General features: G+C 59.8%; 21 protein-coding genes. 12 read left to right on the plus strand and 9 right to left on the minus strand.

The window, feature by feature from the left end:
- Positions 1-148: 148 nt before the first annotated feature.
- From VFQ24_16475 to glpK, 4 genes are all read right to left on the minus strand, one after another.
- Positions 149-877 (minus strand): dihydrodipicolinate reductase C-terminal domain-containing protein, encoded by a 729-nt coding sequence (locus VFQ24_16475; GenBank protein HET9179952.1) that lies wholly within the window; start codon positions 875-877, stop codon positions 149-151.
- A 189-nt stretch (positions 878-1,066) separates the two neighbouring features.
- On the minus strand, positions 1,067-2,116 hold the full coding sequence (asd, locus tag VFQ24_16480) for an aspartate-semialdehyde dehydrogenase (protein ID HET9179953.1): 1,050 nt from the start codon (positions 2,114-2,116) through the stop codon (positions 1,067-1,069).
- 83 nt (positions 2,117-2,199) lie between these two features.
- On the minus strand, positions 2,200-3,210 hold the full coding sequence (locus VFQ24_16485; GenBank protein ID HET9179954.1) for a M20/M25/M40 family metallo-hydrolase: 1,011 nt from the start codon (positions 3,208-3,210) through the stop codon (positions 2,200-2,202).
- Between the two features lie 413 nt (positions 3,211-3,623).
- Positions 3,624-5,117, minus strand: coding sequence for a glycerol kinase GlpK (gene glpK / locus VFQ24_16490; protein ID HET9179955.1), 1,494 nt, complete (start codon positions 5,115-5,117; stop codon positions 3,624-3,626).
- A gap of 316 nt (positions 5,118-5,433) precedes the next feature.
- Between glpK and VFQ24_16495 the strand changes: the two genes are divergently transcribed.
- The 6 genes from VFQ24_16495 to VFQ24_16520 all read left to right on the plus strand — a co-directional run bounded on the left by VFQ24_16495 (position 5,434) and on the right by VFQ24_16520 (position 10,734).
- Positions 5,434-6,093: an outer membrane beta-barrel protein gene (locus VFQ24_16495; GenBank protein HET9179956.1), complete on the plus strand. Its 660-nt coding sequence runs from the start codon at positions 5,434-5,436 to the stop codon at positions 6,091-6,093.
- 223 nt (positions 6,094-6,316) lie between these two features.
- Positions 6,317-6,469: a hypothetical protein gene (locus tag VFQ24_16500; protein ID HET9179957.1), complete on the plus strand. Its 153-nt coding sequence runs from the start codon at positions 6,317-6,319 to the stop codon at positions 6,467-6,469.
- Complete coding sequence (locus tag VFQ24_16505) at positions 6,463-6,651, plus strand: hypothetical protein (GenBank protein HET9179958.1); 189 nt, start codon at positions 6,463-6,465, stop codon at positions 6,649-6,651. Before VFQ24_16500 ends, VFQ24_16505 begins: the two co-directional genes overlap by 7 nt.
- A gap of 350 nt (positions 6,652-7,001) precedes the next feature.
- Entirely contained in the window at positions 7,002-7,331 is a 330-nt protein-coding gene (locus VFQ24_16510) for a PadR family transcriptional regulator (GenBank protein ID HET9179959.1), read from the plus strand.
- A gap of 1 nt (position 7,332) precedes the next feature.
- Positions 7,333-9,987: an ABC transporter permease gene (locus VFQ24_16515; protein ID HET9179960.1), complete on the plus strand. Its 2,655-nt coding sequence runs from the start codon at positions 7,333-7,335 to the stop codon at positions 9,985-9,987.
- 180 nt (positions 9,988-10,167) lie between these two features.
- The gene (locus tag VFQ24_16520; GenBank protein HET9179961.1) at positions 10,168-10,734 is read left to right on the plus strand and encodes a DNA-3-methyladenine glycosylase I; all 567 of its coding nucleotides are present in this window, start codon (positions 10,168-10,170) and stop codon (positions 10,732-10,734) included.
- Positions 10,735-10,932: 198 nt separating this feature from the next.
- On the opposite strand, the gene VFQ24_16525 is transcribed toward VFQ24_16520, so the two are convergent.
- From VFQ24_16525 to VFQ24_16535, 3 genes are all read right to left on the minus strand, one after another.
- On the minus strand, positions 10,933-12,054 hold the full coding sequence (locus VFQ24_16525; protein ID HET9179962.1) for an amidohydrolase family protein: 1,122 nt from the start codon (positions 12,052-12,054) through the stop codon (positions 10,933-10,935).
- A gap of 293 nt (positions 12,055-12,347) precedes the next feature.
- A complete protein-coding gene (locus VFQ24_16530) occupies positions 12,348-14,138 on the minus strand; it encodes a ricin-type beta-trefoil lectin domain protein (protein ID HET9179963.1) in 1,791 nt (596 codons plus the stop codon).
- Positions 14,139-14,535: 397 nt separating this feature from the next.
- Positions 14,536-15,822 carry a tetratricopeptide repeat protein gene (locus VFQ24_16535; protein ID HET9179964.1) on the minus strand — a complete coding sequence of 429 codons (1,287 nt, stop codon included), beginning with the start codon at positions 15,820-15,822 and terminating at the stop codon, positions 14,536-14,538.
- A gap of 239 nt (positions 15,823-16,061) precedes the next feature.
- On the opposite strand from VFQ24_16535, the gene VFQ24_16540 reads away from it, so the two are divergent.
- On the plus strand, positions 16,062-16,319 hold the full coding sequence (locus tag VFQ24_16540; protein HET9179965.1) for a hypothetical protein: 258 nt from the start codon (positions 16,062-16,064) through the stop codon (positions 16,317-16,319).
- A gap of 263 nt (positions 16,320-16,582) precedes the next feature.
- Here the strand turns inward: VFQ24_16540 and VFQ24_16545 are convergent, their stop codons facing one another.
- Positions 16,583-17,125 carry a hypothetical protein gene (locus VFQ24_16545; protein ID HET9179966.1) on the minus strand — a complete coding sequence of 181 codons (543 nt, stop codon included), beginning with the start codon at positions 17,123-17,125 and terminating at the stop codon, positions 16,583-16,585.
- Positions 17,126-17,771: 646 nt separating this feature from the next.
- Entirely contained in the window at positions 17,772-18,665 is an 894-nt protein-coding gene (gene nhaR, locus VFQ24_16550; GenBank protein ID HET9179967.1) for a transcriptional activator NhaR, read from the minus strand.
- A 264-nt stretch (positions 18,666-18,929) separates the two neighbouring features.
- Here nhaR and raiA point away from each other — a divergent pair, with 264 nt between their 5' ends.
- The 5 genes from raiA to VFQ24_16575 all read left to right on the plus strand — a co-directional run.
- Positions 18,930-19,301 carry a ribosome-associated translation inhibitor RaiA gene (gene raiA, locus VFQ24_16555; protein ID HET9179968.1) on the plus strand — a complete coding sequence of 124 codons (372 nt, stop codon included), beginning with the start codon at positions 18,930-18,932 and terminating at the stop codon, positions 19,299-19,301.
- Positions 19,302-19,572: 271 nt separating this feature from the next.
- Positions 19,573-20,619 carry a hypothetical protein gene (locus VFQ24_16560; protein ID HET9179969.1) on the plus strand — a complete coding sequence of 349 codons (1,047 nt, stop codon included), beginning with the start codon at positions 19,573-19,575 and terminating at the stop codon, positions 20,617-20,619.
- A gap of 731 nt (positions 20,620-21,350) precedes the next feature.
- A complete protein-coding gene (locus VFQ24_16565) occupies positions 21,351-22,244 on the plus strand; it encodes a DMT family transporter (GenBank protein HET9179970.1) in 894 nt (297 codons plus the stop codon).
- Positions 22,245-22,868: 624 nt separating this feature from the next.
- Positions 22,869-23,567: a hypothetical protein gene (locus tag VFQ24_16570; protein ID HET9179971.1), complete on the plus strand. Its 699-nt coding sequence runs from the start codon at positions 22,869-22,871 to the stop codon at positions 23,565-23,567.
- 1,021 nt (positions 23,568-24,588) lie between these two features.
- On the plus strand, positions 24,589-24,832 hold a 244-nt coding region (locus VFQ24_16575), incomplete at its 3' end, for a hypothetical protein (protein ID HET9179972.1).

A 24,832-nucleotide genomic window follows, 5' to 3' on the forward strand; every position in this document is an offset into this window, starting at 1 on the left:
TAAAGGACTACGGTGGCAGAGGCTACTGCTGTTCTTAGAGGGCGGTGGCCCAGTTTCGTGTCCATTTTGTGGCACGGCCATCTTGGCCGTGTCTACTGATAGAAATACGGGCGGGGCGCCCGTCCCACAAACCCAACTGAGCGGCCATCTATTCGAGAACTTTGTCGAAGCCAAACATACCCTTTTTGCCGGCCATCCAACGGGCGGCATAGAGCGCGCCTTCGGCAAATCCCTGGCGGCTGCGCGCGTCGTGCCGGACAATCACCGAATCGGTTTCAGAATCAAATCCCAGCTCGTGCATGCCGGGAATGTAACCGCCGCGCACGCTGGAGGTGGGAATGTCGCGCGAGGGCAGATGGGGTTCGACGCGGCGCTTGAGCTCGAGCGCGGTGCCTGAGGGCGCGTCCTTCTTGAATTTGTGATGGGCTTCAACAATGTAGGGATCATACATCGAATAAGGCGCAAAAATTCTGGCTGCCTCGCGCGCCAGGCGGTAAAAAAGCTGCACGCCGATGGAAAAATTGGCGGCATGCACCAGCCCGATGCCGCTCTCGGCGACGATCTTCTCCACTTCCGCACGGCGTTCGTCCCAGCCCGTGGTTCCCACCACCAGGTTGACGCCCAGCCGGGCCACACGGCGAATGTTCTCCACCACCACGTCAGGCTGTGTGAAGTCGATGGCCACGTCGATGCCGCGGAAGTTTTCTTCCGTAATGGCCACGCCGTCGGGATTCGATTCAATCGTCAGGATGAGCCGCAGATCAAAACCGCGCTCGGGAGCGATGCGCGCCACCGCGCTTCCCATCTTCCCGTGGCCCAGCAATGCCAGGTTGAGGTTGCGGGGCGGCGCATTCGGGTTCGAGCCTGATGCAGACATGGCGCTTCGATTCGGGATCGGAGAGATTAAGTTATGAATTCTGAATTATGAATGATGAAAAAGCAACCGGTGGAAACGAACGCGCAGCGCGGAGTTTCGCATCCCAGAAACTCCGCGGCTTGCCGACGGTCCAGAGTCAGGAACCGCAGAGTCTGAAAACCGCAGACTTTGCGCTGCCAAATCATCCGGCTAATCCAGGTATCCTTCGGACTTCATCAGCTCGGCGTTCAGCAGGGCCGCGCCAGCCGCGCCGCGCACGGTGTTGTGGCTCACCGTGATGTATTTGAATTGCAGCACCGGGCAGCGCCGCGCGCGCCCGATTACGGCCGCCATGCCGCCCTCTACGTCCACATCGAATTTCGGCTGGGGCCGGTCGTGCTCATCGCGCACGATGATGGGATGCGCGGGCGCCGTCGGCAGCCTGCGCTCCTGCGGCAGCGCACGGAATTGTTTCCACGCCTCGATCAGGTCCTCCAGCTTCGCTTCCTCCCGCAGCGAGAGTGACACGGCTTCCAGGTGGCCGTCTTCCACCAGCACGCGGTTGCAGTGCGCACTCACTATGAAGTCGCCCTTCACCACATGGCCGTCCTGGAGCTTGCCCAGCAGCTTGTGGGCTTCGTGCTCCACCTTTTCTTCTTCGCCGCCGATATGTGGAATCACGTTGCCCAGAATGTCAAGCGTGGGCACGCCCGGATAACCTGCGCCTGAAACCGCCTGCATGCTGGTCACAAGGACTTTTTCGAGGCCAAAGGCGCGCTCCAGCGGCGCCAGCGACATCACCAGTCCCACCGTGGTGCAGTTGGGATTGGTAACGATCATGCCCTTCCAGCCACGGTGTTTGCGCTGCTCGTAGACCAGCGCCAGGTGGTCGGGGTTGACTTCTGGAATCACCAGCGGCACGTCGGCATCCATCCGGTGGTTTGAGGAATTGGAGACCACCACGTGGCCCGCGCGCGCAAATTCTTTCTCCACCTCGCCCGCCACCTTGGAATCGAGTGAGGAAAAAATCAGTTGCGGAGCGTTGCCCGGCTTGCACTCCTCCACTACCATGTCACGCACGCCGGCAGGCATGGGAGTCCGCAGGCGCCAATTGCACGCCTCCACGTATTTTTTCCCGGCCGAGCGGTCTGACGCCGCAAACCACGCCGCCTGAAACCACGGATGATGTTCCAGCATCGCCGCAAAGCGTTGGCCCACCATTCCCGTGGCGCCCAGGATTCCAACCTCGATCTTTTTCATAACACTTCTTCCTTACGTTTTCGCTGTAGCGCCGCCGTCCCGGCGGCAATTTTCAAGGCCGTCACTCTATTATGCAATCCTCATTAGATGCGTTTCTTTAATTCTTTCACCAGGCGCGTATAAAGTTCAACGGCGCGGAGCATCTCCGACTTTGGGACGCGTTCGTGGTCCGTATGGGCGATGCGAATCGAGCCAGGGCCCAGCAGCAGTGGACGCCCCCATCGCGTCAGGCTTGGCAGGTCAGTCGAGAAGGAGACAACATCGGTTTCAAATCCCTCGAAATATTCCGTCCGGATGGGCTTGGTGTCGCGCACGAATTCGTACTCGCATCGGCCCCTCACCACGGCTTCCACGCGCTCGCGCAACTCCTCGGTGGCGTTGACCGTGCGGAACAGGACCTTCGCGGAGGCGCGGTCAGGAACCACGTTGATGGCCCTGCCGCCTTCAATTACTCCGATGTTCACCGTCGAGGGCCCCATCACCGGGTCTTCCGCCAGCGGAATGCGACGCACGTCTTCGAGAATGTCCAGCAGTTTCAGAATGGCCGACTCACCCATTTCCGGATAGGCGGAATGGGCCGCCTTGCCGCGGGTCTCGATGTCGATGCGCAGAATGCCCTTGGTCCCCACCGCCAGCTTGTTTTCCGTCGGCTCGCCGTTGATGATGTATTTCGTGTCCGGGGGCTGCTCGTTCGCTTTCTGCGCGCCATCGCTCAGGATTTCTTCTCCCACCAGGAACAGCAGGGCAAAGTCTCGAACACCCGCCTCCCTCAGACCACGAGCAGCAATCACCTGCGAGGCAAGAATGCCCTTGGCATCGCAGGAACCGCGGCCGTAGATCCACTCCTCATCTTCGCTGGCGGGGATAAATGGCGGCACCGTATCCATGTGCGTGCTCAGCACCACGTCCGGGCGTCCGAGTGTGGCAAACACGTTCGAGCGTCCCGGCTCAACCGGCTGCAGCGTGGTCTCAAAACCGTGCTCCGCGAGGTAGTCCGCAAGGAATTCGCCACAGGCCTTTTCGTTGCCCGTGATCGATTCGATGTTCACCAACGCCTTGGTCAGCTCGAACAGCTCCATAATCTGCTCGCTCATTTGGATGTGGTCGATTCAAACCGGGCGATGGCTTCCGGCTGCAGGACGTGAACCTTGCCGCGTGCCTGATCAAAAGAGTTGCGATTCGCGTCTTCGGCGGTTCGCCAGGAGTCCGGCTCGAGGGCCGGAACAGCGCATCAACACCGGGGTTTAACCTTATGACGGTAGCCCACAAGTGAAAGAAGCGTCAAGTGGTTTCACGCGGCGCCGCAGTGATGCTTCCCGACTTAGCGGCGGCTTCAGGCCTGCCGTCTCTGCGGCCTCTGTGTTCTCTGTGGTTAAATCTTTTCCAGCGACGGGGTGCTATCTCTGCGGTTAAATCTCTTCCAGTCAGGCGGTGGCGGTCCCGCATTGCGGGATTCCGCAGTTTGGAATGTATGCGGTCCCTCCAAAGAGCGGCAGTTCGTAGTCCTTCACGACTCCGCCTTCGCCCAGCCTTTCGCGCGCTCCACGGCGCGCAGCCACCCTTCATAGAGCTCATTGCGGCGCGATTCGGGCATGGCGGGCTCAAATCTCCTTGCGATCCTGAGCTGCGAGGCCAATTCCCTCTCATTCTTCCAGAAGCCGGTTGCGAGGCCCGCCAGATAAGCCGCGCCCAGCGCCGTAGCCTCCGTCGTAACGGGCCGCTCCACCGGAATACCGAGAATATCCGCCTGGAACTGGCACATGAAATCATTCCGGGCCGCGCCGCCATCCACTCGCAACGCTGCCGGCCGCGCGCCGGTATCTTTTGCCATGGCCTCGACCACCTCGCGCGTCTGGTAGGCGATCGATTCGAGCGCCGCCCTCACAATGTGATTTCGATTGCTGCCGCGCGTCAGCCCCACAATCGTACCGCGCGCATACGCGTCCCAGTGCGGAGCGCCCAGGCCGACAAACGCCGGAACAAAATAGACGCCGTGGGAGTCCGCGACCGCCTGCGCCATCGCCTCGCTTTCTGCGGCGCTTTTGATCAGTCCCATCTCATCGCGCAGCCATTGCAGCGCCGCGCCGGCGATAAACACGCTGCCTTCGAGAGCATAGGTCGTCTTCCCATTGCGCCCCCAGCCCACCGTCGCCACCAGGCCCGAATCTGATTTTGGAATCTCCTCGCCCGCGTTCATCAGCAGAAACAGCCCCGTGCCATAAGTATTTTTCGCGCTGCCCTTGGCAAAACATTGATGCCCGAAAAGCGATGCCTGCTGGTCGCCAGCGACTCCGGCAATGGCAGTCCGGCCGCCAAAGATTTCCGTCTCTGCAATCACGCCGCTCGATTCCTTCACCTGCGGCAGCAACCCGCGCGGAACCTTAAAATGTTTCAAAATCTCTTCGTCCCATTCGAGCGAATGGATGTTGAACACCAGCGTGCGCGAGGCGTTGGAGACGTCGGTGGCGTGGACCTTTCCGCCGGAGAGTTTCCAGATGAGCCAGGTATCGATAGTCCCGGCCGCCAGTTCGCCGCGTTCGGCGCGCGCTCGAACACCCGGAACGTTCTCCAGCAGCCAGGCGATTTTGGTGCCGGAAAAGTAGGCGTCGGTCATCAGGCCGGTTTTGGAACGCAGGACTTTGTCATAACCCTCCGCGCGCAGCCGGTCGCACATGGGCGCCGTGCGCCGGCACTGCCACACGATGGCGTGAAAGACGGGTTCGCCGGTCGCGCGGTCCCACAGCACCACCGTTTCGCGCTGGTTGGTGATGCCGATGGCCGCAACGTCTTCCGGTCCGGCCTTGGCTTCGGCCAGCGCCTTCTCCGCCACGGCCCGCTGCGATTGCCAGATTTCCTCGGCGTCGTGCTCCACCCAGCCGGGCTGCGGATAATACTGCTTGAATTCCTGATTGGCGGCGGCGCGCGTCTGGCCGTCGCGGTCAAAAAGAATGGCGCGGGAACTCGTGGTCCCCTGGTCAAGCGCAAGAACGTATGTGGGCATGGAGCTTCCTCCGGGGCAAACTAGCGTAAGTGAACTCGGGGAGCAAAGCAAACGAAGAATTACTTTAGTTAGCAAGGTCTCCTTGTTTCAGTATCTTCCGGGCGCCAACGTACCAGGCCACTCGTAAGAATACGTAGAGCCAACTACCAGCTTTCCCGAATTGTGCCGAGGCTAAGCGGCCACTTATTATTGACATTTAGACAAGCAGGGGAGGGCCTGAACGGGTCCTGGCTGGTGGCAGCTTGAGGACCTTTACGTCAACGCGGCGGCGTCTCGTGCCCAGGGCCGCCAATGCTCATCAGAAAGGAGAAAAGTGATGGTGAAAACCGGTCTTCGCGGCATGGTGGCGGCGCTGACGGTCCTGCTCCTCTCGACGGCGGTCCCCGTCCTGGGGCAGCAAACAGCCCCTTTCCACCGATGGAATTTTGATTTTGGCGGCGGCGCGACCCCCACCGTCGGCACAACCAAGGATGAGCTTTCTACGGGATGGAATGTTACGGGAGGCGCCGGTTTCAACTTTAACCGGAACCTTGGCGTTGTCTTCCAGGTGCTCTATACGGGGCTTGGAGTCAACAACTCGGTGATACGCAAATTTAATGTGCCTGGCGCAGACGCTCACATCTGGGGCTTCACTCTCAATCCCGAGCTTCGCGTCAATCCCGACGGGCGGGTTGGGCTCTATTTCATCGGCGGCGGAGGGTATTACCGCCGCGTAGTGAACTTCACCGAGCCTACACTCCAGACGGTGCTCGTTTTCGATCCCTTCTTCGGGATCATCACCCCGGTAACCTATCAGGCCAAGACCATCATTGGAACCATCACAAGGGTCGGATGGGGCGGCAATGTCGGGGAAGGCGTCACCTTTCGTGTGGGAAACGGCGGCGCTAAATTGTTCGTCGAGGCGCGTTTCCACTATATCTCAACGCAATCGCGAGCCACCAAGATCGTCCCCATCACAGTCGGAATTCGCTGGTAAGTCAGCAGGACTGGCGCGGTAACGCGCTCGTACGGTCAGCGCCGTCCCGAGCGTGGCGCAATCCCGCGGCGCGAGATAGCGTTTCCCGCGCTGTATGCGAATAATACGACGCCTTGACGTTCAACGAATCCGCTGCTGGTAGCAGCCTCCAGCCGGTAACATACGGGCGTGGCGGAGGGACGCGCCTACCTGAAAACGCCTTCTCCGCCTCGAGTTGCATTCCGTGCGAACTTCCGTGGACAAAGGCAAGCGCTTCGTGAAACGCCGTCCGCTGGAATCGGTGATCGCGCTGGCTATGGCTGCCTTCCTCGTGGGCCGGGCGATCTCGAAGCTCGAAAACCGGCAACCCGGGACGTCAGACCCGCCACAATGGTGAACCTCACCGCGCTCCCGAATCATGAAGAGTCTGAAGAAATGGTCCCCTACCCGGAATGGTTTTTCACGGCCTACCCCACAAACGTGTTCCTGCTGGCGGCGCGCTGGAAAGAAAAAATGCCGCAATCGAAGCGGGAAATGAAGCGCAGGATGCTCGAACAGTTGAACGCCCGCGCCGCTTAAAGGTCTCGCCCTCCGGCGTTACAGCGACCATCTCCAGGCCGGCATTTTGAGTCTTGTGGCGAGCTGAAATCTGGCGCTACAGGAATCCGCTCCCCAGCGTCGCGCGCCGGCTTCGCTCAATCATCCCCATATCGCAGCCATTTACCGGCTTGAAAAACCGAACGGCATCCACGCATCGGCTGTGCAAGCGGGTGGAAAGCGGAACATCGGCGCGCGATCCACTCCTTTCTCCCGCCCCGATTGAACAACGGCTGAGGGCCGATGGGCCGTGGCAGATTCCCCGTTGCGCCCGCGCAGTTTCTCTGATAACCTTTCCGGTACTAAGATGTCTAGGTAGTGTGAGATTGCATATGCCCAAAACCGACTCACTGCAAGGATCGCTGGACCTGCTGGTGCTCAAGACCCTGTCGCGGCGGCCGCGCCTGCACGGCTACGCCATCATGTCGGCGATCCAGGCGATCTCCGGTGAAGTGCTCCAGGTGGAGGAAGGCTCACTCTATCCGGCCCTGCACCGCATGGAGGAGGCAGGCTGGATTCGCGCGGAATGGACCACCAAAGATAACGGGCGGCGCTCGCGCCTGTATCAACTGACCGCGGCAGGCAAGAAACAGCTTGCGGCAGAAGAGTCTCGCTGGTCGGCGGTGACCGCGGCTGTGAATCGAGTTCTAAGGACGGTGTGAAATGTCGTTATGGTCAAAGATCGCAAATGTCTTTCGCGGGGACCGGCTGAACCGTGAAATCGACGAAGAGTTCCAGTCGCACATCGAAGAGGCCATCGAGCACGGCTGCGACCCGGCAGAAGCGCGGCGAGCCTTTGGCCCGGCGCTGCGGCTGCGGGAGGAGTGCCGGGACGCCAGCCTGATGGTGTGGCTCGATTCGCTGCGCCCCGACGCCATCTTCGGCTGGCGGCAAATCAGGAAGAACAAAGTCTTTTCCGCTGCGGCCATCCTTTCGCTGGCGCTTGGCATCGGGGCCTGCGCCGGCGCGTTTCGGCTGGTGGACGCCTTGTTGCTGCGCCCGATGCCCGTCGCGCACCCTGCGGAGTTGTACGCTCTGGCCCGCCACGGGATTGGCTGGGATGGCAAACCCGAGACGTTCGACGGCTGGGCTTATCCGGACTTCCGGCTGATGCGTGCCGCGGTGAAAAATCAGGCCAATTTGATCGCCATCTCGTATATCGAGCGCGTCGATCTCACCTACGGCTCGGACCGGGAAATGGAGAAAGCGAACCGGCAATTTGTTTCGGGCTGGATGTTTGGGTCCTTCGGACTGCGGCCTGCCCTGGGCCGGCTGTTCACCACAAGTGATGACCTGAAACTCGGCGCGGATCCCTACGCCGTGCTCTCCTACGACTATTGGACGCGCCGCTTCGGCCAGGATCCCAAAGTCATCGGGCGCACCTTCCGGATGGGCAATCAGCTCTACCAGATGATTGGCGTAGGCCCCAAACATTTCACGGGCACGGAACCGGGAACCATGACGGATATCTTTATCCCCACAATGATGAATCCCCGGGTCGCTCGTTCGGATTCGACCTGGATCCGGGTACTGGCGCGAGTGAAGCCCGGTGTTGCCCACGAACCTCTTCGCGCGAAACTGGAGTCGGTTTCTCGAACGTTCGAAGCCGAGAGGGCGAAAGCATTCACCGGCGTCAGCAAAGAGCAGATCAAAAATTTTCTGAACCAGAGAGTGCTGCTCGAGCCCGCTGCGGCCGGTGTGTCGGACCTGCAGGGTGAATACCGGCTGCCGCTTGCTGCGCTCGGTGTCCTGGTGGTGCTCGTTCTGCTCATCGCCTGCGCGAACGTCGCCAACCTGATGACGGCGCAGGCGGCGTCACGGGCGCGCGAGATGGCGCTGCGCGTCTCGATTGGCGCGGGACGGCGGCGGCTGGTGCAAATGGTTCTGGGTCAAAGCGCCTGGATCGCGCTGTTCGCGGCGGCCATCGGAGGGGCGTTCGCATGGTGGTCCGCGCCGCTCGTCATCAGCATGATCAATCCGCCGGACAATCCCGTGCGCTTGGTTCTCCCCGCAGACTGGCGTGTGCTCGGGTTCGGTCTGGCGCTGACCATCGGTGTCACTTTGCTGTTTGGCCTGGCGCCGGCGTTGCGCGCTTCAGGAATCAAGCCCGTGAGCGCGCTGAAAGGTGGAGACAACCCGCATTCTCGACGCCGCCTGATGCGCGGCCTGGTCGCCGTGCAGACCGCATTTTGCTTCCTGGCGCTTTTCCTGGCCGGCCTGTTTGTCAGCACCTTCGAGCGGCTGTCTCATGAGCCCGTGGGTTTTTCCGCCCAACGGATCCTGACCCTGGAAACCGTGGCAGCAAGCCCGCAGTCGCCGGAATATTGGGGTCAGGTGGCCGAACATCTGCGGGAGGTGCCGGGCGTGGAAAGGGTCGCCATCGCCGACCGCGCGCTACTGGGTAACGATAGCTGGAACAATTACGTCTCGGTCAACGGCGCTCCTTCAAACGGAGTTCTGGCCTACCTCCTGAGCGCCTCGCCCGGCTGGATGGAAACCATGAAGATTCCTCTCCTTGCAGGAAGAGATTTTCTCCCCAGCGACACCTATCCCGGCGCTGCTATCGTGAACGAAAGCTTCGCCAAAGCTTTCTTCAACGGCAAAAATCCCGTGGGCAAGTCCTTTGAAGTGCTGCTCGATCAGGGCCCAAGTTATCGCTGCGTAATCGTGGGTCTGGTGCGCGATGCCCGCTATCGCAGCCTGCGTGAGCCTGTTTTGCCCCAGGCGTATCTTCCATTTCGCGCTCTTGACGCCCAGGGTGCGTTGCAGCCCAGGGGCACAGCGATCTTCATCATCCGCACCGCCAGCCCCAACCCTCTCGCGCTGGCTTCAACTCTGAGGCGGGAAGTGTCGCGATTCCGACCTGAATTCCGCGTCAGTAACGTGCGCACACAAACCGAAATTGACCGGTCACACACCGTTCGAGAGCGAGTCCTCGCGAGGCTGGCGATGTTTTTTGCCATTGTCGCTTTATTGCTTGCCGGTCTGGGCCTGTACGGCGTGCTCAACTATTCCGTGCTCCAGCGGCGGCGTGAAATCGGCATTCGGATGGCGCTCGGCGCGCCCGCTGCCAGCATCGCCCGCCACGTCACCACCGACGTCTTTTCAATGTTGTTGGCGGGAACATTGGGAGGTCTCGCGCTCGGCATGGCTGCCGTACGCTACGTCGAGTCGCTCTTTTATCAGGTGAAGCCCACCGACCCGGCGATGCTGGCGCTTCCTTCGCTCATCATTCTCGCCGCCGCTCTGCTGGCTGCTCTGCCGCCGGTCGTCCGCGCGATAACCATTGACCCAGCCACTGTACTGCACTCCGAATGAAAGATGTCCTCATAACTGGCGCATCGATGAAGGAGGGCGGCGAAGTCAAAGCAATCGTGAAGCCTTGCCTTGAGTGACGGCGCGGGTAGGGGATTACTCACGAATCGCGGTTCTTGCCGTGTGCGCGATACGGAACAGGGACTTTCACAACCGGCGTTTTCAGGCTAAGAATAGAAGGCTATGGTTCGAACGATAAAGCGCTGCCCGTGGGCCGGGGACGACCCGCTTTACATCGCCTATCATGACCAGGAATGGGGCGTGCCCTCGCACGATGATTGGCGCCTTTTTGAAATGCTCGTGCTGGAAGGCGCGCAGGCTGGACTAAGCTGGATCACCATTCTGCGCAAGCGGGAAAACTACCGGCGCGCGTTTGCCGATTGGAACGCGGAAAAGATCGCGCGCTTTGACGAGAAAGATTTTGCCCGGTTGATGGCCGACGATGGCATTGTGCGCAACCGGCTGAAAATCCGCGCCGCCATTGGGAACGCAAGGGTCTTTCTCAAGGTGCGCGAAGAGTTCGGAAGCTTCGATCGTTATATCTGGCGATTTGTGGACGGCTCGCCCATTCGCAGGCGCCGCCGGACCATGTTCGACGTCCCCGCCCACACCGCCGAATCCGACGCCATGAGTCTTGACCTGAAAAAGCGCGGATTCAACTTTGTCGGGACCACAATCTGTTACTCCTTCATGCAGGCCGTCGGAATGGTGAACGACCACCTCGAATCCTGCTTCCGCGCGCGCCAGTGATCCTGCTGGTACAGATTGACAGCGGAGAGACGAAGGATGAAGTGCGAAGGATGAAAGCAGAGCAAAGTCCGCATACATCGCACACACCGCGACGTATGCGCCACCCGCGAAGAGCTCTTCGCTCTTCACCCTTCATACTTCACACTTCATCCTTCATCCTTCATCCCTGCCTGCCACATTCCACCTGCCACCTGCCGACTACACGATTCCCGGGAACCAGCGCACGGCGTTGTCGTGGAAAATCTTGCGCACCACCGGCGGGGGCAGTTTCAACCCCTGGTATTTCTTCCCGTGATATTCCACCCACTCGTCGGTGGCAAAGTATTTCCAGTCGCGCAGGTACTGCTGCTGCCACTCCTTGACGGCCGCCGCCGCGTCGCCGTTGGCATCCAGTCCGAGGTCAGTGCCATAAATCACCCGGTCCTGATACTTCATCAGGAAGGCAGTCACTTTCTCGCGCGGCTGCATCATCAGGTACTCCACGCGCGCCGCCGTGTCCACGGCAAAATTGGGATAGCGGTCAAAGCGCTGGGCGATCTGGTCAACGTCGGTCTCCATGCTGCCCAGGTGCGCGCCCACCACGCGCAGCTTCGGATTTTCCGCCAGCAAATGGTCGCGCGCCGCCAGGATTGAGGCCTTCGACGGCCAGTCGGGATGCGCGTAGGCATACTCCTGCGGATGCTCCTTGTAATAGCTGTAGTCGGGGCTCGCGGGATCGGGCGGCTTCCAGCAGGAGTCAGGCTCGGCAATGTGGGCGATCACAGTGCGGTTGTGCGCGGCGATGTCCCGATAGACAGGCTCAAAGGCCGGATCGTCGGGCATCACGTATTTCCCCGCCTTGTTTTTCATCTCCATGCCCATCACTTTGTAAATCTTCACGGCCACCGCGCCGTTGGCAAAGTCGCCGTTCAACTGCTCGATGGTCTTCTGCTTGAAGCCTGGCTGCTCAAATTCGTAAGGGCTGAAGGTGGTGCAGAAGGCGGCGCGGCCGCCGGTGGCGCTGCGCACTTTCAGTTCGTCGCTGCGCTGCGGTTCAAGACTTTTGAAGAAAGGATCGCGGTCGTCAATCACGCAAATGTTCACCATTCGCAGGTTCAGGCGCTTCACCATGTCCACAAACATCGGATCGTCTTTGTAGACGTGTACGTGCGTGTCGATGGGCTCGACGGCGGCAAAGCCCGCCAGATCGCCGGCCGGCACGCTTGCGGTGTTGCCTTCCTTCTGCGGAGCCTGGTTCTGGCAGGCGGCACTCAGCAGCACTACGGCCAGCGCAGCGAAAGCGAGTGCCGCCAAATTCAACTTCAGTTTCCAGAATTTCATTCGTCCCTCCTATTTGTTCTGGCGCAAGCCCGGGTCGCGCAGATGCCGCCGCATTGCGACGTGTGCGGGCTCGTGACGCCAGCCCCCCGAAGGGGGGCCGTGGCACGGGGCAAGGGTCGCGGCGTTCGCGATGTGTGCGGACGTTGTAGCCACTCACTCACTATGTCATCCTGAGCGCAGCAAAGGACCTGCTTTCTCTGGAACCTTGAATTTGGAATTTTGAGCGACTTCCCCCGATGCCTGCCAGCTTCATACTTTCTGACTCCTGGCTCCTGACTTCTGCCTCCTGCTCCTCAGTTGGGCAACGACCAGATCTGGGTGGCGAGATTGTCGCCGCAAACCTGCATCTGCAGAAACTGGGGCTTACTCTCCGGCCCGGCAGCCGACAGGCACTGGAGATCGCCGTCGTTGACCAGGTCCCCTTTCAGCGTATAGCGCCAGTGCTGCGCGCTCGCCGGCCGGCAGGCTTCAAGCACCGGCTTGCCATCCACAACCGCCAGGCACTGGTCGCCAGAGCGCAGCGCGCCCTGCCGGGTGAAGGTCCAGCTCTCGCTGGCCGCGCCGGTACACTCTCCCACGCTTCCCGGCGCAGCCAGACATCGGGCATATCCCTCGATGCTGTGTGGCCGGTTTTTTACGTTGTCTACCAGAGTTATCGTACCGGTGCGCGAGGCCGCGCCGCACTGGGAAGAAGCATGGATTCGCCAGATGTTCGTGTCGTGAGGCGCCACTTCCGCCTCGAGCGTGGAGACCGACGATTGTTCATTGCCGTTCCACAGCTCTTTTGCATCCAGCGTGCATCCTGAGTTTGCCGCAAAACCGAGCTCGGCCGGATGCAGATCCACCTTGACGGGCGCTTCGCTGCGGTCCAGCACTGCCACTGCATCATCGCCATTCGCCAGGCGCTTGAACAGAACGTCTGTCTCCGGTGTTCGCCGCACCAGCGTGGCCACCTGGCCGCGCGGGTCCTGGTCAATGGCTATCACCGCCTTGTTGCCCAGGACGGCAATGGCCTGCGGACTGAGTTCGGTGAGGTTCGAGCCGAGAACCAGTGGAGCGGACATCATGGACCACAGCGCAAACTGGCTGCGGCTTTCGGGCAGGCTCATGCCGGTGTCGCCGGCGATGATGAAGTCGGCGTCGTTCCAGTCGCCCGGCCTCTGGAACCGTCCCACCGGAAGCGTATAGGCATAATTCCACAGCACGCTCTGGAACCGCGTGGTGGGTGGAAATCGCCGGCGGAAACTGGCAGGAATGGGATGCGCATGGTAGCTCGAGATGTCGGTACCGACGCGATGCAACTGGCCGTAATCCCCGCTCCACATCAGGACGGTGTACCGGTCCGGCGTGCCCAGGAAGTACGATGCCGTCGATTCTGAAAAGACGATGGGGCGGCCCACTGTTTCGAGCGCCTGATGCTCGGCCGCATAGAGCATGCGGAAAGCCTGTTCATCCGTCTCGCCGGGCGGAATGTAGATGTTGCAGTGGTCGAGCTTGAGATAATCGACGCCCCAGGAAGCGAACAGACGGGCGTCCTGAAGGAAGTGGTCTTGTCCGCCGCCCTGTGGCTGTCCGCTGCCAGCAAACCCGCCGCAGGTCATAGCGCCGGAATCCTCATAGATACCGAATTTCAGGCCCAGCTTGTGGACGGCATCGGCCACCGATTTCATTCCGTTCGGGAAGCGCTGCGGGTCCGGCTGCAGGTTGCCGCTCGCATTGCGGTCTTTCAGCATCCAGCAGTCGTCGATGGTCACCGTGTTGTAGCCGAGAGCGGAAAGCCCGGTCGAGACCAGCGCCCGCGCATTATCGAGAATCGTATCGGCCGTGAATCCGCACTGGTAATGCGCCCAGTCATTCCAGCCCATCGGCGGCGTGGCGGCCAGAACTTCTTTATGACCGGCCTGCGCTCCAAAAATGGGAACCGCCGCCCAGCAGGCCGCGGCCAGAAACATTGAAGCCAGCATCGGCGAGACCAGGCCTTTACGCCGCCAGCCGACAGACGACCGGTCCGCGGCTCCTCCAGTGACGTTGCGGAGGGTCAATTGAAAACGGCTTACATGAAGACTTCGCGCTTGCAAAGACATCACACCTCCAAATAGAAGAATCACCGGGATTTCTTTTTCAGCATTTCAGCGGTTGAAAATATTACACCCATTGGCGTCCCACCGAGTAGAGTTTTTCCCGTAGTGCGGACCTCCGGTGTTGCGGTCCGCGGTTCCCTTCTGCAATCTCAAACATGAAATTTCAAATTCCGCGAGGGTGCGCCGGTGGCGCCCCGCATTGCAGGATCGCGCCGTTTGCGATGTGTGCGGACTCGAGGCTGCGGCAGATGCTCGCTTTCTAACGTCTGCGTTCTCGCGACGCCAGAGGCTCTTCTTGAGCTTCACACCAGCAGCGGCGGGTCGCGCACACGTGCCGCAAACTGCGAAACGTAAGCGCCGCAGGGGTTGAGGTGAGAGAGCCCCTCGCTGATCGAATGGCTCACCGGACAGGAACGCCCGTGGCGGATTGATCCTGGCTTTCAAGCCGGGCCAGTTGATCGCGCAGGCTGGCGGCCTCGGCGCGGTCCTTCTCCGCCTTGGCGTGGAAACTGACTGCGATCACGCTACCCACAGCGCCGATCATGTTGGCAACGGCGCCTTTCTTGGCAGGATGTTCGAGCTGATCGATTGTACTTTCCTGCAGCTCTAGATCGGCCATCAACCCATCGATGCGGCCGCGAAGATCGAGAATCTGCTCACGCCGCTGCGCCTGAGCGATCGCTGCATCCGCCACAGGATCTTTAGGGGAATTCCCAATGTCTTCGCTGCCATCCTCGATGTCGTCATTTAAATCCTGCAGATTGTTCGCGCCTTGTATGCTGCCCTGATCGGCAGCCAGTTGGTACCAGTCGAGCGCCCTGGAGTTGTCCTGCTGGACGCCTTGCGCGTATTGATACATCCAGCCGATCTGGTTTTCCGCTTCTCTGTTGCCCAGCACAGCGGCCTTATAAAACCACGAGAGCGCCTGGGCGTAATCCGTTTGCACGCCGGTGCCGTGCTGGAACATGTAGCCGATATTTTCCTGGGCCTGGCCATTGCCGTGTTCCGCGGCTTTCGTGTACCACGATAGCGCCTCATCGTAACTCTGGGGCTGGCCCCATCCTTCCTCGGCCATGTAGCCGAGCTGGTTTTCCGCATTGGAGTTGCCATGTCCGGCGGCGCGGCGATACCAGGCCAGGGCCTGGGCATAGTCACGCCCCGTTCCCCAGCCGGCCTGATAGAAGTAGCCGACTTCTTCTTCGGCCTGGGAGAGGTTCTGGTCTGCCGCCTTGCGATACCAACTCAGGGCTTGCTTGTAGTTGCGACTGACGCCTTGTTTCCCGCTCTCGTACATAACTCCAAGATTGAACTGCGCGAGCGCGTAACCCTGGTCGGCTGCCTTGCGGTAGTAAGCTACCGCCGTTTTGTAATTCTGCGGCACGGCAATTCCATTCTCGTACATGACGCCGAGTTGGTTCTGGGCGGCGGCAAAACCCTGGCCGGCCGACTTGAGGTACCAGGTCAGGGCTTGCGCGTGTTCCAGTGTCTGGAATCGGCCGCGAAAATAATAATTTGCGAGGTCGAATTGCGCCCCGGCATCGCCCGCAGCAGCGCGCTCGCGAAGAGAGTTTATATCATTGCCCGCCGGCGGCGACGTCGCCTGGGCGGACGTTTGCGCCGATGCCTGCGCTCGCACGCAAGGCGTGAAAACCAGCACCAACACAAGGAAAGCTGCTGCTCGCTCCATGGCCTTTTGCCCGGGCAACATCCTACAGCAAGCGGCTGCCATCTTCCAGCAGGCAGCGCGGGGCTCCGGATTGTAGGTCCGCGAGCCTTCTCGTGACGGTCGCAGGCGGCGTTGTATTCCAGCGCCGTGTCAGGTGTACTATTACGGCGACAGTCGGGCCGGTGATGGGGCGTGATCGGCCGACAGTCGGCAGTCAGACCTAACCACTCCGCCGGAGTTATCGCCGAAGAAGGGAACAGATGCTCAAGAGCAGACGCCAGCTTTGGATGACTTGTGCGGGAGCGGCAGCAGGCCTGCTGATTTGGGCCTATGACTTCGACTTCTTTCTGAACGCCGCCGGTCCGGCAGCGCCGATCTCCCAGGCCATCCTGCGAGTCTGCCATTTGCAAGGCGCGCAATTCCCTGTCCCGGTGCTCTGGCCTTTGCTGATGCTGGTTATATTAGGAACTGCCTTGGGATTCGCCGCCGGCTTCTGCCTTCAGGCCCTGGAACCGTAGCTGGCAGACCGGCGCCGACCTGTGCCGTGGCTTTTTCATCCTTCATCCTTCAGAATTCGTAACTCATAGGCGGGTCGCGCATACGTTCCGCAGTTTGGAATGTATGCGACCACAAAATGGCCGCCCGTCCAGACATCAAAAATGTACATCTTGTGCCACTGCAATCATCCAAACAGCTTTTCGCGGGCGGCGCATACATCGCAAACACCGCGATGTATGCGGCGCCCGAGAAGCAGCCATCCCGTTGCGAAAACCTGAAAGCCTCACATTCCCATTTTCTTTCCCAGTTCCCTGGTCCGGTTCTTGGCGTTGCCGTAATCGATGTAATCCCCGATCAGCTTGGCCAGGTCATCGGAAAGTTCGGCGTTCGATCTCACATAGCCCGTATATCCCGGATGCCAGGTCTGTTTGTTGTCATTGAGATGATTGATGATCGACTCGGTGTTGGACGCCATCTCTTGCAGTAAGGGTGTAATCTTGTCGATCGCATCCTGCTGCCAGGGCTCGGCGCCGTCTCGGGCGTCATGCAGCTCCGCCAGGACCTTACCCGCATTATTGATGTGTTCTTTTATTGTATTGATCTGCATAGCGTGGCTCTTCCAGGTCACCTTTGACGCGATGTAGGTCTGCATTTGAGCTGCATCGCGTCTCATTTGGGTGGCTGACATCTTAACGTCCTGAAGAAGCTTCGAAGCTTGAGCCGAAGCGCCGAACGTCGGCGTCCCAGCCGATGCGAGCAGGACCATGCCAAGCAACAACGCCGTTATTGGGAAACAGCTTGCCCTTTTCCATGTGTATTGAACCATGTTTTATTTTCTCCTTTTAGGTTGAATTTGCCCGCCCCAACGGGTGAAGGTAGATAGCCAGCGAACCACCGCCCTTCATGGCGCACGCCGTCGAATGAGATGAAACGAGCGATTCGGAGACCAGGCGGCAGATTGGGACCAGACCCGGCAAACAGACTGCGCCCGGAGATCCGAGAATCGCATGCCGAAGGTATTCGTAACCTTCGACGTATGTTTCGTTGTTGCCTTAAAGCTTAGCGCCCGTGAGACTGAATTTCAAATCTCTTATCGAGTAATACTAAGATTGCGTGTACATATACCGTTAGTGGCTGGAGTCGCAGATTCGCGCATTCCGCGGTCAGTTGGCAGCGCACAGTTGTTCGCGCCGAGCGCATTACTCTGTGGGTCTTTCCGTTAAGAATAAAATCCGCAGAGTTCAAGAACAACTCTGCGCTTGTATCCACCAGCGGGTCGCGCATACGTTCCGCAGTTTGGAATGTATGCGACCGCAGAATGGCCGCCCGTCCCCATATCAAAAATGTACATCTTGTGCCACTGCAATCACCCAAACAGCGGGTCGCGCATACGTTCCGCAGTTTGGAATGTATGCGACCACAGAATGGCCGCCCGTCCCCATATCAAAAATGTACATCTTGTGCCACTGCAATCACCCAAACAGCTTTTCGCGCGCAGCGTCACAGATGGCGATGACGGCCGGGTTTTTGACTCTTCGCTCGACCGATATGGCGTAGAACCGGGCGCGCACTTCTTCGGTATAGCCGGCCACCCCGAACCGGCGGCGGAGTTCGCGGTCGAGCACGCGCGGCGCGGCAAAAATGCCATGTCCTCCCTCCGCGAAGGCCCTCAGCAGCGTGAAGTCTTCAAATTCCCCCGCCACCACCGGGTGAATATCCTCGGCCTCAAGCCACTGATCGAGGTTCGATCTCATCGAGGCGCTTGCGGTGGGAACCAGGAACGGCGCTCCATTCAAGGACTGCGGAAACTTCCGCCGATAGCCCGCCGCAAGCTTCGGGCTGCCATAGAAACCCACCCCGCACTCACCCAGCGGGTGATTGTAGGCGCGGACGCTGATGCCCGGCCCGAACGGCGCATCGGACAGAATCAGGTCAATTTCATGCAGAGCCAGCAGCGCCAGCAGGCGCTCGGGAGGGTCTTCCCGGCAGATCACCTGCACCGGCGACGCCAGGCGCAGGGCCGGTTCAATGAGGCGATAAGCGAGGCCCTTCGGCAGTACGTCCGCCACGCCCACCTGGAGCTTGAGCGGGTGGCCCGTGGGCCGGCCTTTCAGCGTGTCGGTAAGCTCGCGGCCCAAAGAAAAAATCTCCTGCGCATAGCCGTAAACGATCTTCCCCACTTCGGTGAGGACCAGCCGCCGCCCCGTGCGTGTAAACAGCTTCTCTCCCAGGTAATCTTCCAGTTGGCCGATCTGCGCGCTGATGGTCGGGGGCGCCAGCAGAAGTTCTTCCGAGGCCTTCACGATGCTCCCCGTGCGGGCCACGACCCAGAAGTAAAGAAGGTGATGATAATTGAGCCATTCCATGCGTTCATTATAGTTAGTTAAAATCTACGTGTCACGTTGAAACTTTCTACTTTTCTAATTATGGGCCAAGGGTGATTATAAGGTTGGAGGAGCGAGAAGTGGGCCGGAGGGTCGAGTCAAGGGTTTGCAAACCGGTCCGCGAAGCCGGGAAATACAAACGTAAGGTCCTGGCGCGCTCCTCCTCGCCTCCCGCACATTGAAGTTGGCGGTGGCGGTCGCGACAGTGGCCGGGGGCGGCGCCCCCGAAAGCTTATGGAGGAAGCGATGAACATCGAAATTCGCAGCCAGGACTTCAGCATTTCCGAGGCCTTGCAGCGCTACGCAGAGCGCCGCCTGGGCTTTGCGCTGCGAAGGTTCTCGAAAGACATTGGCCGCGTGATGGTCCGGTTGTCCGACCTCAACGGCCCGCGGGGAGGGGCGGACAAGCGCTGCCAGATCACCGCCAGCGTGCTGCCCTCGCAGGCGGTCTCGTTGCAGGCCGTGGACGCGGACCTTTACGCGGCAATCGACCGCGCGGCGGCGCGCCTGGAGCGCGCCCTCGCCCGCTGCCTGGCGCGAACGCGCGAGTCGGGGAGGGGGCGGATGTCGATAAGGAAACCTGCAGGCATCCGCCTCCAGCCTCTCGAAAGCGGGTAGCGAGGACCTCCGCCCGGTGAGGTCCGTGGCTCCCCTCTGCAATCTTAAATCTGAAATTTCAAATCGCCTGCGGGCGCGCCGTCAGCCGAAGCCAATTCGCCGTGGGTCAGCCGTCTCCCGTCATCGCTGGAGTGGTTGCCACAACTGTGCGACGCGCCACCCGGGATCTTGCCTATTTGTGGCCCGGCCCTATAACATATCGTGAGCCACCCGTGCTCCTCTCCCGGATGCACGGCGGTAGAGAGATGCGGGTGCAGCGGAGAGCGCACTTATGAAGAGCCGCATAGCCGTCGTTTTATCCTGCATGATGATAACCGGAGGCGCCCTCCTGGCTCGCTCCTATTCGCAATCCTCGCCGAAGATCGCGAGCGGCCCTGACCAAGAATCAGAACAAGAGGTACGGGCCGTATTCAAGCAGATGGAAAAGGCTGTCCGCGAGGGCGATCCGGACCTGGGAATCAATCTGTATGACCGCGCGACACGCGCCAGGGTGGCGGCGGCCAGAAGCAACTACGCTCCGGTCCGCAATCCTGCAATTCATTACGAAGCGCTGGAAGTGGCGGCCAGGAACGACCACGCTGCCCTGATCGGCAAGATCACTGGTGTGAGCCACGGCAGCGTTCAATACGACCGGGTACGGTTTGTTCGCGAGGACGGCTCCTGGAAGGTGGCGGAGGAGGTCTGGAGCGAACAGCCGGTGGACCCTGCGGCGCTGTATGCGATGCTGCCGCCAGCCGACGGAGCTTTTGCTCGCGCCGGGTTACCGTGGGAGCGTGTCCCGTATTCCAGCGCGAACACCAGATGGTTTAAGCCAAACCAGATTGATTGGAGATTGCAAGCGGCCCGCGACGAATCGTATCTTTACGTCCGCTTCGAACACACAGCATCGCTTCCGCCGCCGAATTCGGAATTGGACTCGGCGATGGTCAAGGCCGGGAAATCCGGCCCTCCCATGCCGCCGGTGATGCGAATCATCGTTGCCGGCAATCCAGGCGGGCGCAGGCCGGTTTTCAGATTTCAACTCGCAGGCGTCATCCAGACTCGCGCCACTTTCGGCCACGACGGCCGCGCCACCAGCAACCGATATTTCGTCCAGTACGCAATGAACCTGGGACGCGGCGATAATTCCGATATTTTCAACATCAGCACCGGCCCGTCATACCCGCACTTGATTGACGTCAAGGGCCGCTTCCTCGAAGGGAAAATTCCTCTCCAGTGTCTGGGTCTCGATGCCAAGTCAGCCACTCCGGTTGATATCGAGGAGGCAAACTCCCTGGCAAAAATCCTGCCCTATCACGTGCCGCACTTCTCCCGTTAGCGATTTGATAGCGAGGGCCTCCGCCGCTGAGGTCCGTGGCTCCCCTCTGCATCTCAAATCTGAAATTTCAAATCGCCTGCGGCGGGTGGCGCAGATGCTCGCTTGGTAGCCTCTGCGTTCTCGCGAAGTCAGGAGACGCTATTCACCTAAATCTCAAATCCCATGAGCGCTTCCCGTCTGAAACCTCAAATCTGGAATTTCAAATCCCATTCGGGTGCGAAGCTCGCACAACCAGGGCCCATCAGGTTGTATCAGCCTGGTGCGCTTCATGCCCGCCAGTTCGCTTTGAAGATTGAGAGAGGGTAGCGGCAACCGCATCGCCGCCGCCCGCCTGCCCAACACTTCGAACTTCCGGCACTGACTCCTAAAACCACTGGACTTCCTTCCCTTGCTCTGATATCCCTTCTGCATAAGGGCTCTCGTTTCAAAAAAGTTTTTGCCAAACTCGCACCTTAACAAGGTTCGCATCGAGAGCCGCTACTCCTTCTTTCAGATTTCAACTGAAGGCGGGACATGCTCTGGAGCGGCGGATGCGCCAGTCTGGCTGAATTACGGATCGCGATGCTGGCCGCATGAACCTGGGGCCTTACGCCCGTCTCCACACAGCTCCTCCGCTGGACATTTGCGAGAGGGCGCATGGGACAAGGAGAAACAGAAAAATGGCTGCTGGGGGAGGCCAATCCACACAGTCCCGTGCGGCCAGACACGGCGGCGGGTCGGCCAATGGTCTGATGCTGCTGACCACCTTCTTCTGGGCAAGCAATATTGTCGCCGGCAAGGTAGCGCTCGCGGGCTTCAACGCATTGGCTCTTGCCCAACTGCGAATGGCCGCGGCCGCGATTCTCTACGTGTTGCTGTATATTGCCTGGCGAGGCGTTCCCAACGTGCGGTTGAAGCGGCGCCAGTGGCTGATCCTGGGCTTAATGGCGTTCACGGGCATTACCTTGAATCAGATTTGTTATATCGGCGGCCTCGCAAGGACCTCCGTGACCCATACGGGCCTCATTCAGGCTATTGGGCCGATCATGGTGCTGTTACTTTCTGCCTCGATGGGGATGGAAGCGCTCACGTCCAGGAAGGTCCTCGGCATGGTGATTTCATTTGTGGGGGTGGCCCTGTTGTTGATTGAGAAGCCTGCGCAGGGAAGCGGCGCACATTGGGTAGGGGATTTAATCTTGATTGCCGCTGACGCCGTCTTCGCCTATTACACCATTTTGACGAAGGAAGTTGCGGATTGCTATGATCCGCTGACACTCAATACCCTCGTGTTCAGCCTGGGAGCGATTCTGCTGGTTCCTTTTTGTGCCGCATCCGTGGCCAAGGTCCGGTGGGACCAGGTATCGTCACATGCTTGGTGGGGACTGGCCTATATGGTGCTCTTTGGTTCTCTCGTGGCGTATCTCATTTACGCCTTCGCCTTAGAGAAGTTGTCCGCTTCAAATGTCGCCGCGTTTGCGTACCTTCAGCCGGTGATGGCTGCCTTGTTGGGCATATGGCTCTTGGCCGAGAAAGTTTCCTTAAAGGTCGTGCTCGGCGGAACGTTGATTCTGTGCGGTGTCTACCTCACGGAACACGCCCGGGGAGAGCGGAAAAACATTCAGCATCTGGCCACGGGCCGCATGTGAAGCGGGTAGCGAAGAGTCTCGTTTTTTTGAGACTCTGCGGATTTTGGTTGGATTCGGCCTTTCCGGGCTGGGATTACTAACCGCAAGCCGCAACCCTGCTCCGCGCCGATCGGACCCTTAAAATCAATATCTTAGCTGTGCGCGCGCAAAACGGACGCCTTGGGAATGATGTCTCTACCGTTGCCGGGTGCCTATTAACCATTTGATGACTTGACTTTTCAAAACACGCTTGGTAGATTGCCTGCGCTGCGAAGTTCTGCTTCGTGCTTCTACGAGGCAGCCTTCTTTGTAATCTTTCAGGCTGCAGGAACGTTACCGACTTTTTCAATCGCATTGGGGGAGAGGGACCTCCCGTCGTGCAGGGAGAACACGCGCTGTGCGAATCGCAAGCGAACGGGGATGAGCCTCGCCTGGTTTTAGGCCGAGGCGTTGAATTGACCCGATAAATTACTGAGGATCACAAAATATGGTGACAAGACCGTTTGTAGCGCCGCCGTCCCGGCGGCAATTTTCAGGGCCGGTTCCGCTTGGGTGGACCAGCGCTACGAAAGTCCGCCACTCTATTATGCAATCCTCATTCAATCCCACGGTTCCGGGGAGCACGGACCCGGCAGGAGGCCCCAAATGAAAAAAGTGGTTTTCGGAGTGTTGTTTGCTGCTGCAGTTTTGTTCGTGCTTCCCCTGGTGGTTCCGGCTGGTACTGGCAACCAAGCGCCCAACGGACCCCACTACGACCTCAACATCATTGGCGTGTCCAATCCGAAAGATGCGACAATGACCAACTCCAACCGCCACACCATCTTCGTGGCCCTGGGCAAGAAGCAGACGGTGACCACCAACATCTGGCTGACCCCGGGACCCTTCCAGGTCTGTGACGGAAACGGATTTGACCAGGCCACCGACTGCGCTGGAAATCCCATCCAGGTGACCGGCCAGGCCGGCAACCAGCCAGGAGCGGTTTTTCAGCTTCCCTGCGATACGTTGACCAACGGCGACGTGGTTAATCCGTGTGACCCCACGGTTGATACTGCTGCCTACTCCATCTACGCCAGGGCCCTTGGCACCCCTTACGGCAGCGCCGACGTCACCACTTGCGCTTATGACAGCACTGGAACGCTGGTTTGCAGCCTGAACAACCACGTGTTCCTGCGCTCCAAAGGGAAATCCTCTTTCATTGACGTCACTTCGCTTCTCACCACCATCGTGACCGCGACGACGTCGTATGAAATCTTCTCTCCCCTGCTTCAGGACTACTTCTGGCAATACACGAACTCCGGCCTGAAGCTGCTCCAGCTTCGCTTCTATCTCTTGCCTTCTTCGTAGGCCGATTTTGTCGGAGGCGGCGGGTCGCCAACGGGCCGCAGTGAGGCCGTAGCAATTTGTCAGCCTCACTGCGGCTCTGGCCTTTCTGAATGGGAATACCGGGTCGCGCATCCGCGGCGGTGCGTGAGGTATGCGGCCTCGCGAAAACGTCCCAGACGCCAGCCCCGCGGGTGGCGCATACGTCGCGGTGTTTGCGATGTGTGCGGCAAACGGGTGCGGAGACCCCTTTGTAGCGCCGGGTCCCATCCCGCAAGGCGGGATGGGCTAAAGTCTTTCGGCATTCCGGGCCTTGAATCGAACAGTGTAGGGGAGCCCTCCGGGCTCCCGTGATATGACGCTAACCGGGAGGGCAGAGCCCTCCCCTACGGCGGCGTCTGCGGTCTCGCCGCGCGGCTTTCTCATTCTGCAATCTTAAATCTGCAATTTGAAATCCTCTGGTGGTCAGCCCCCATCGGGGGCGCAAGGCTTTAGCCCATTGGCGTAAGCCATGCGAAAACGTGCCATCCTAACACCACCCAGCCCCGGAAGGAGCGAAAGAATTTATCGCCAGGGCCATTTCTTTCGGCCCTCCGGGTCTTGGCCGAACTGTCGCGCCGCCTGCGGCGATGCGCGCCTGGTAATCAAGCTGACGGGAATTGGAGCGGCGGGAGCGGTTGAGGTCGAGAGCAGGTTGGAGCTTCCCGTCGTCAGCTTGTTTTTGTTGGGCCGGGGGTTTCAGCAGTTGAACAGGTCGCATGTCGTGGATCGTTCCCCTACGGCTCAATGTCTCTGGCCGTCCAGGCGGCGAGGGCGGCGGTGCAACAGAGCGTGGTAGCGAGGACCTCCGTTTTTGAGGTCCGCGGTTGTTTGATCGAACGAGGATAAAATCCGCAGATCCCGCAAGGCGGGACGGTCTGCGTTACCCTGCTTTGAACACAAGAACCGCAGGCCGCAAGGGCCTGCGCTACCGTGCGGCCGCCATTCGCCGCAAAAATTTATCCGGCAGAGTCTACCGCAAATAGTTTCTGGAAACAATTCCAAATTGCTAATTAGGAAAGCGGGCAACAGGCCGGGGTCGCCGCGCGGAATTGGCGGGTGGCGCATCTATGAAGGGGGCGGCGGAGTCAAGGGCAAAATCGTGGTGGGCTTTGTTTTGTGGGGCGGAGCGAGCAGCCCCCCTTACCCGAGAGTGGGGGGATGCGAGCGCAGCCACACTTGCCCCTCGACGCCGATGCGCCGTATGCCCATTCAATTCTCAATGAGCCAAAGCTCACTCATCTATTCGG

It is taken from the genome of Terriglobia bacterium, from assembly GCA_035712365.1.
Lineage (GTDB): Bacteria > Acidobacteriota > Terriglobia > UBA7540 > UBA7540 > SCRD01.

Excerpts from the sequence above, each read along its gene's own strand:
- VFQ24_16525 (HET9179962.1), bottom strand. The coding sequence starts at position 12,054 with ATGAAATTCTGGAAACTGAAGTTGAATTTGGCGGCACTCGCTTTCGCT.
- nhaR (HET9179967.1), bottom strand. The coding sequence starts at position 18,665 with ATGGAATGGCTCAATTATCATCACCTTCTTTACTTCTGGGTCGTGGCC.
- VFQ24_16535 (HET9179964.1), bottom strand. The coding sequence starts at position 15,822 with ATGGAGCGAGCAGCAGCTTTCCTTGTGTTGGTGCTGGTTTTCACGCCT.
- VFQ24_16545 (HET9179966.1), bottom strand. The coding sequence starts at position 17,125 with ATGGTTCAATACACATGGAAAAGGGCAAGCTGTTTCCCAATAACGGCG.
- VFQ24_16540 (HET9179965.1), top strand. The coding sequence starts at position 16,062 with ATGCTCAAGAGCAGACGCCAGCTTTGGATGACTTGTGCGGGAGCGGCA.
- VFQ24_16530 (HET9179963.1), bottom strand. The coding sequence starts at position 14,138 with ATGTCTTTGCAAGCGCGAAGTCTTCATGTAAGCCGTTTTCAATTGACC.
- VFQ24_16475 (HET9179952.1), bottom strand. The coding sequence starts at position 877 with ATGTCTGCATCAGGCTCGAACCCGAATGCGCCGCCCCGCAACCTCAAC.
- VFQ24_16520 (HET9179961.1), top strand. The coding sequence starts at position 10,168 with ATGGTTCGAACGATAAAGCGCTGCCCGTGGGCCGGGGACGACCCGCTT.
- VFQ24_16570 (HET9179971.1), top strand. The coding sequence starts at position 22,869 with ATGAAAAAAGTGGTTTTCGGAGTGTTGTTTGCTGCTGCAGTTTTGTTC.
- VFQ24_16495 (HET9179956.1), top strand. The coding sequence starts at position 5,434 with ATGGTGAAAACCGGTCTTCGCGGCATGGTGGCGGCGCTGACGGTCCTG.
- glpK (HET9179955.1), bottom strand. The coding sequence starts at position 5,117 with ATGCCCACATACGTTCTTGCGCTTGACCAGGGGACCACGAGTTCCCGC.
- VFQ24_16510 (HET9179959.1), top strand. The coding sequence starts at position 7,002 with ATGCCCAAAACCGACTCACTGCAAGGATCGCTGGACCTGCTGGTGCTC.
- raiA (HET9179968.1), top strand. The coding sequence starts at position 18,930 with ATGAACATCGAAATTCGCAGCCAGGACTTCAGCATTTCCGAGGCCTTG.
- VFQ24_16565 (HET9179970.1), top strand. The coding sequence starts at position 21,351 with ATGCTGCTGACCACCTTCTTCTGGGCAAGCAATATTGTCGCCGGCAAG.
- asd (HET9179953.1), bottom strand. The coding sequence starts at position 2,116 with ATGAAAAAGATCGAGGTTGGAATCCTGGGCGCCACGGGAATGGTGGGC.
- VFQ24_16515 (HET9179960.1), top strand. The coding sequence starts at position 7,333 with ATGTCGTTATGGTCAAAGATCGCAAATGTCTTTCGCGGGGACCGGCTG.
- VFQ24_16560 (HET9179969.1), top strand. The coding sequence starts at position 19,573 with ATGAAGAGCCGCATAGCCGTCGTTTTATCCTGCATGATGATAACCGGA.
- VFQ24_16505 (HET9179958.1), top strand. The coding sequence starts at position 6,463 with ATGGTGAACCTCACCGCGCTCCCGAATCATGAAGAGTCTGAAGAAATG.
- VFQ24_16485 (HET9179954.1), bottom strand. The coding sequence starts at position 3,210 with ATGAGCGAGCAGATTATGGAGCTGTTCGAGCTGACCAAGGCGTTGGTG.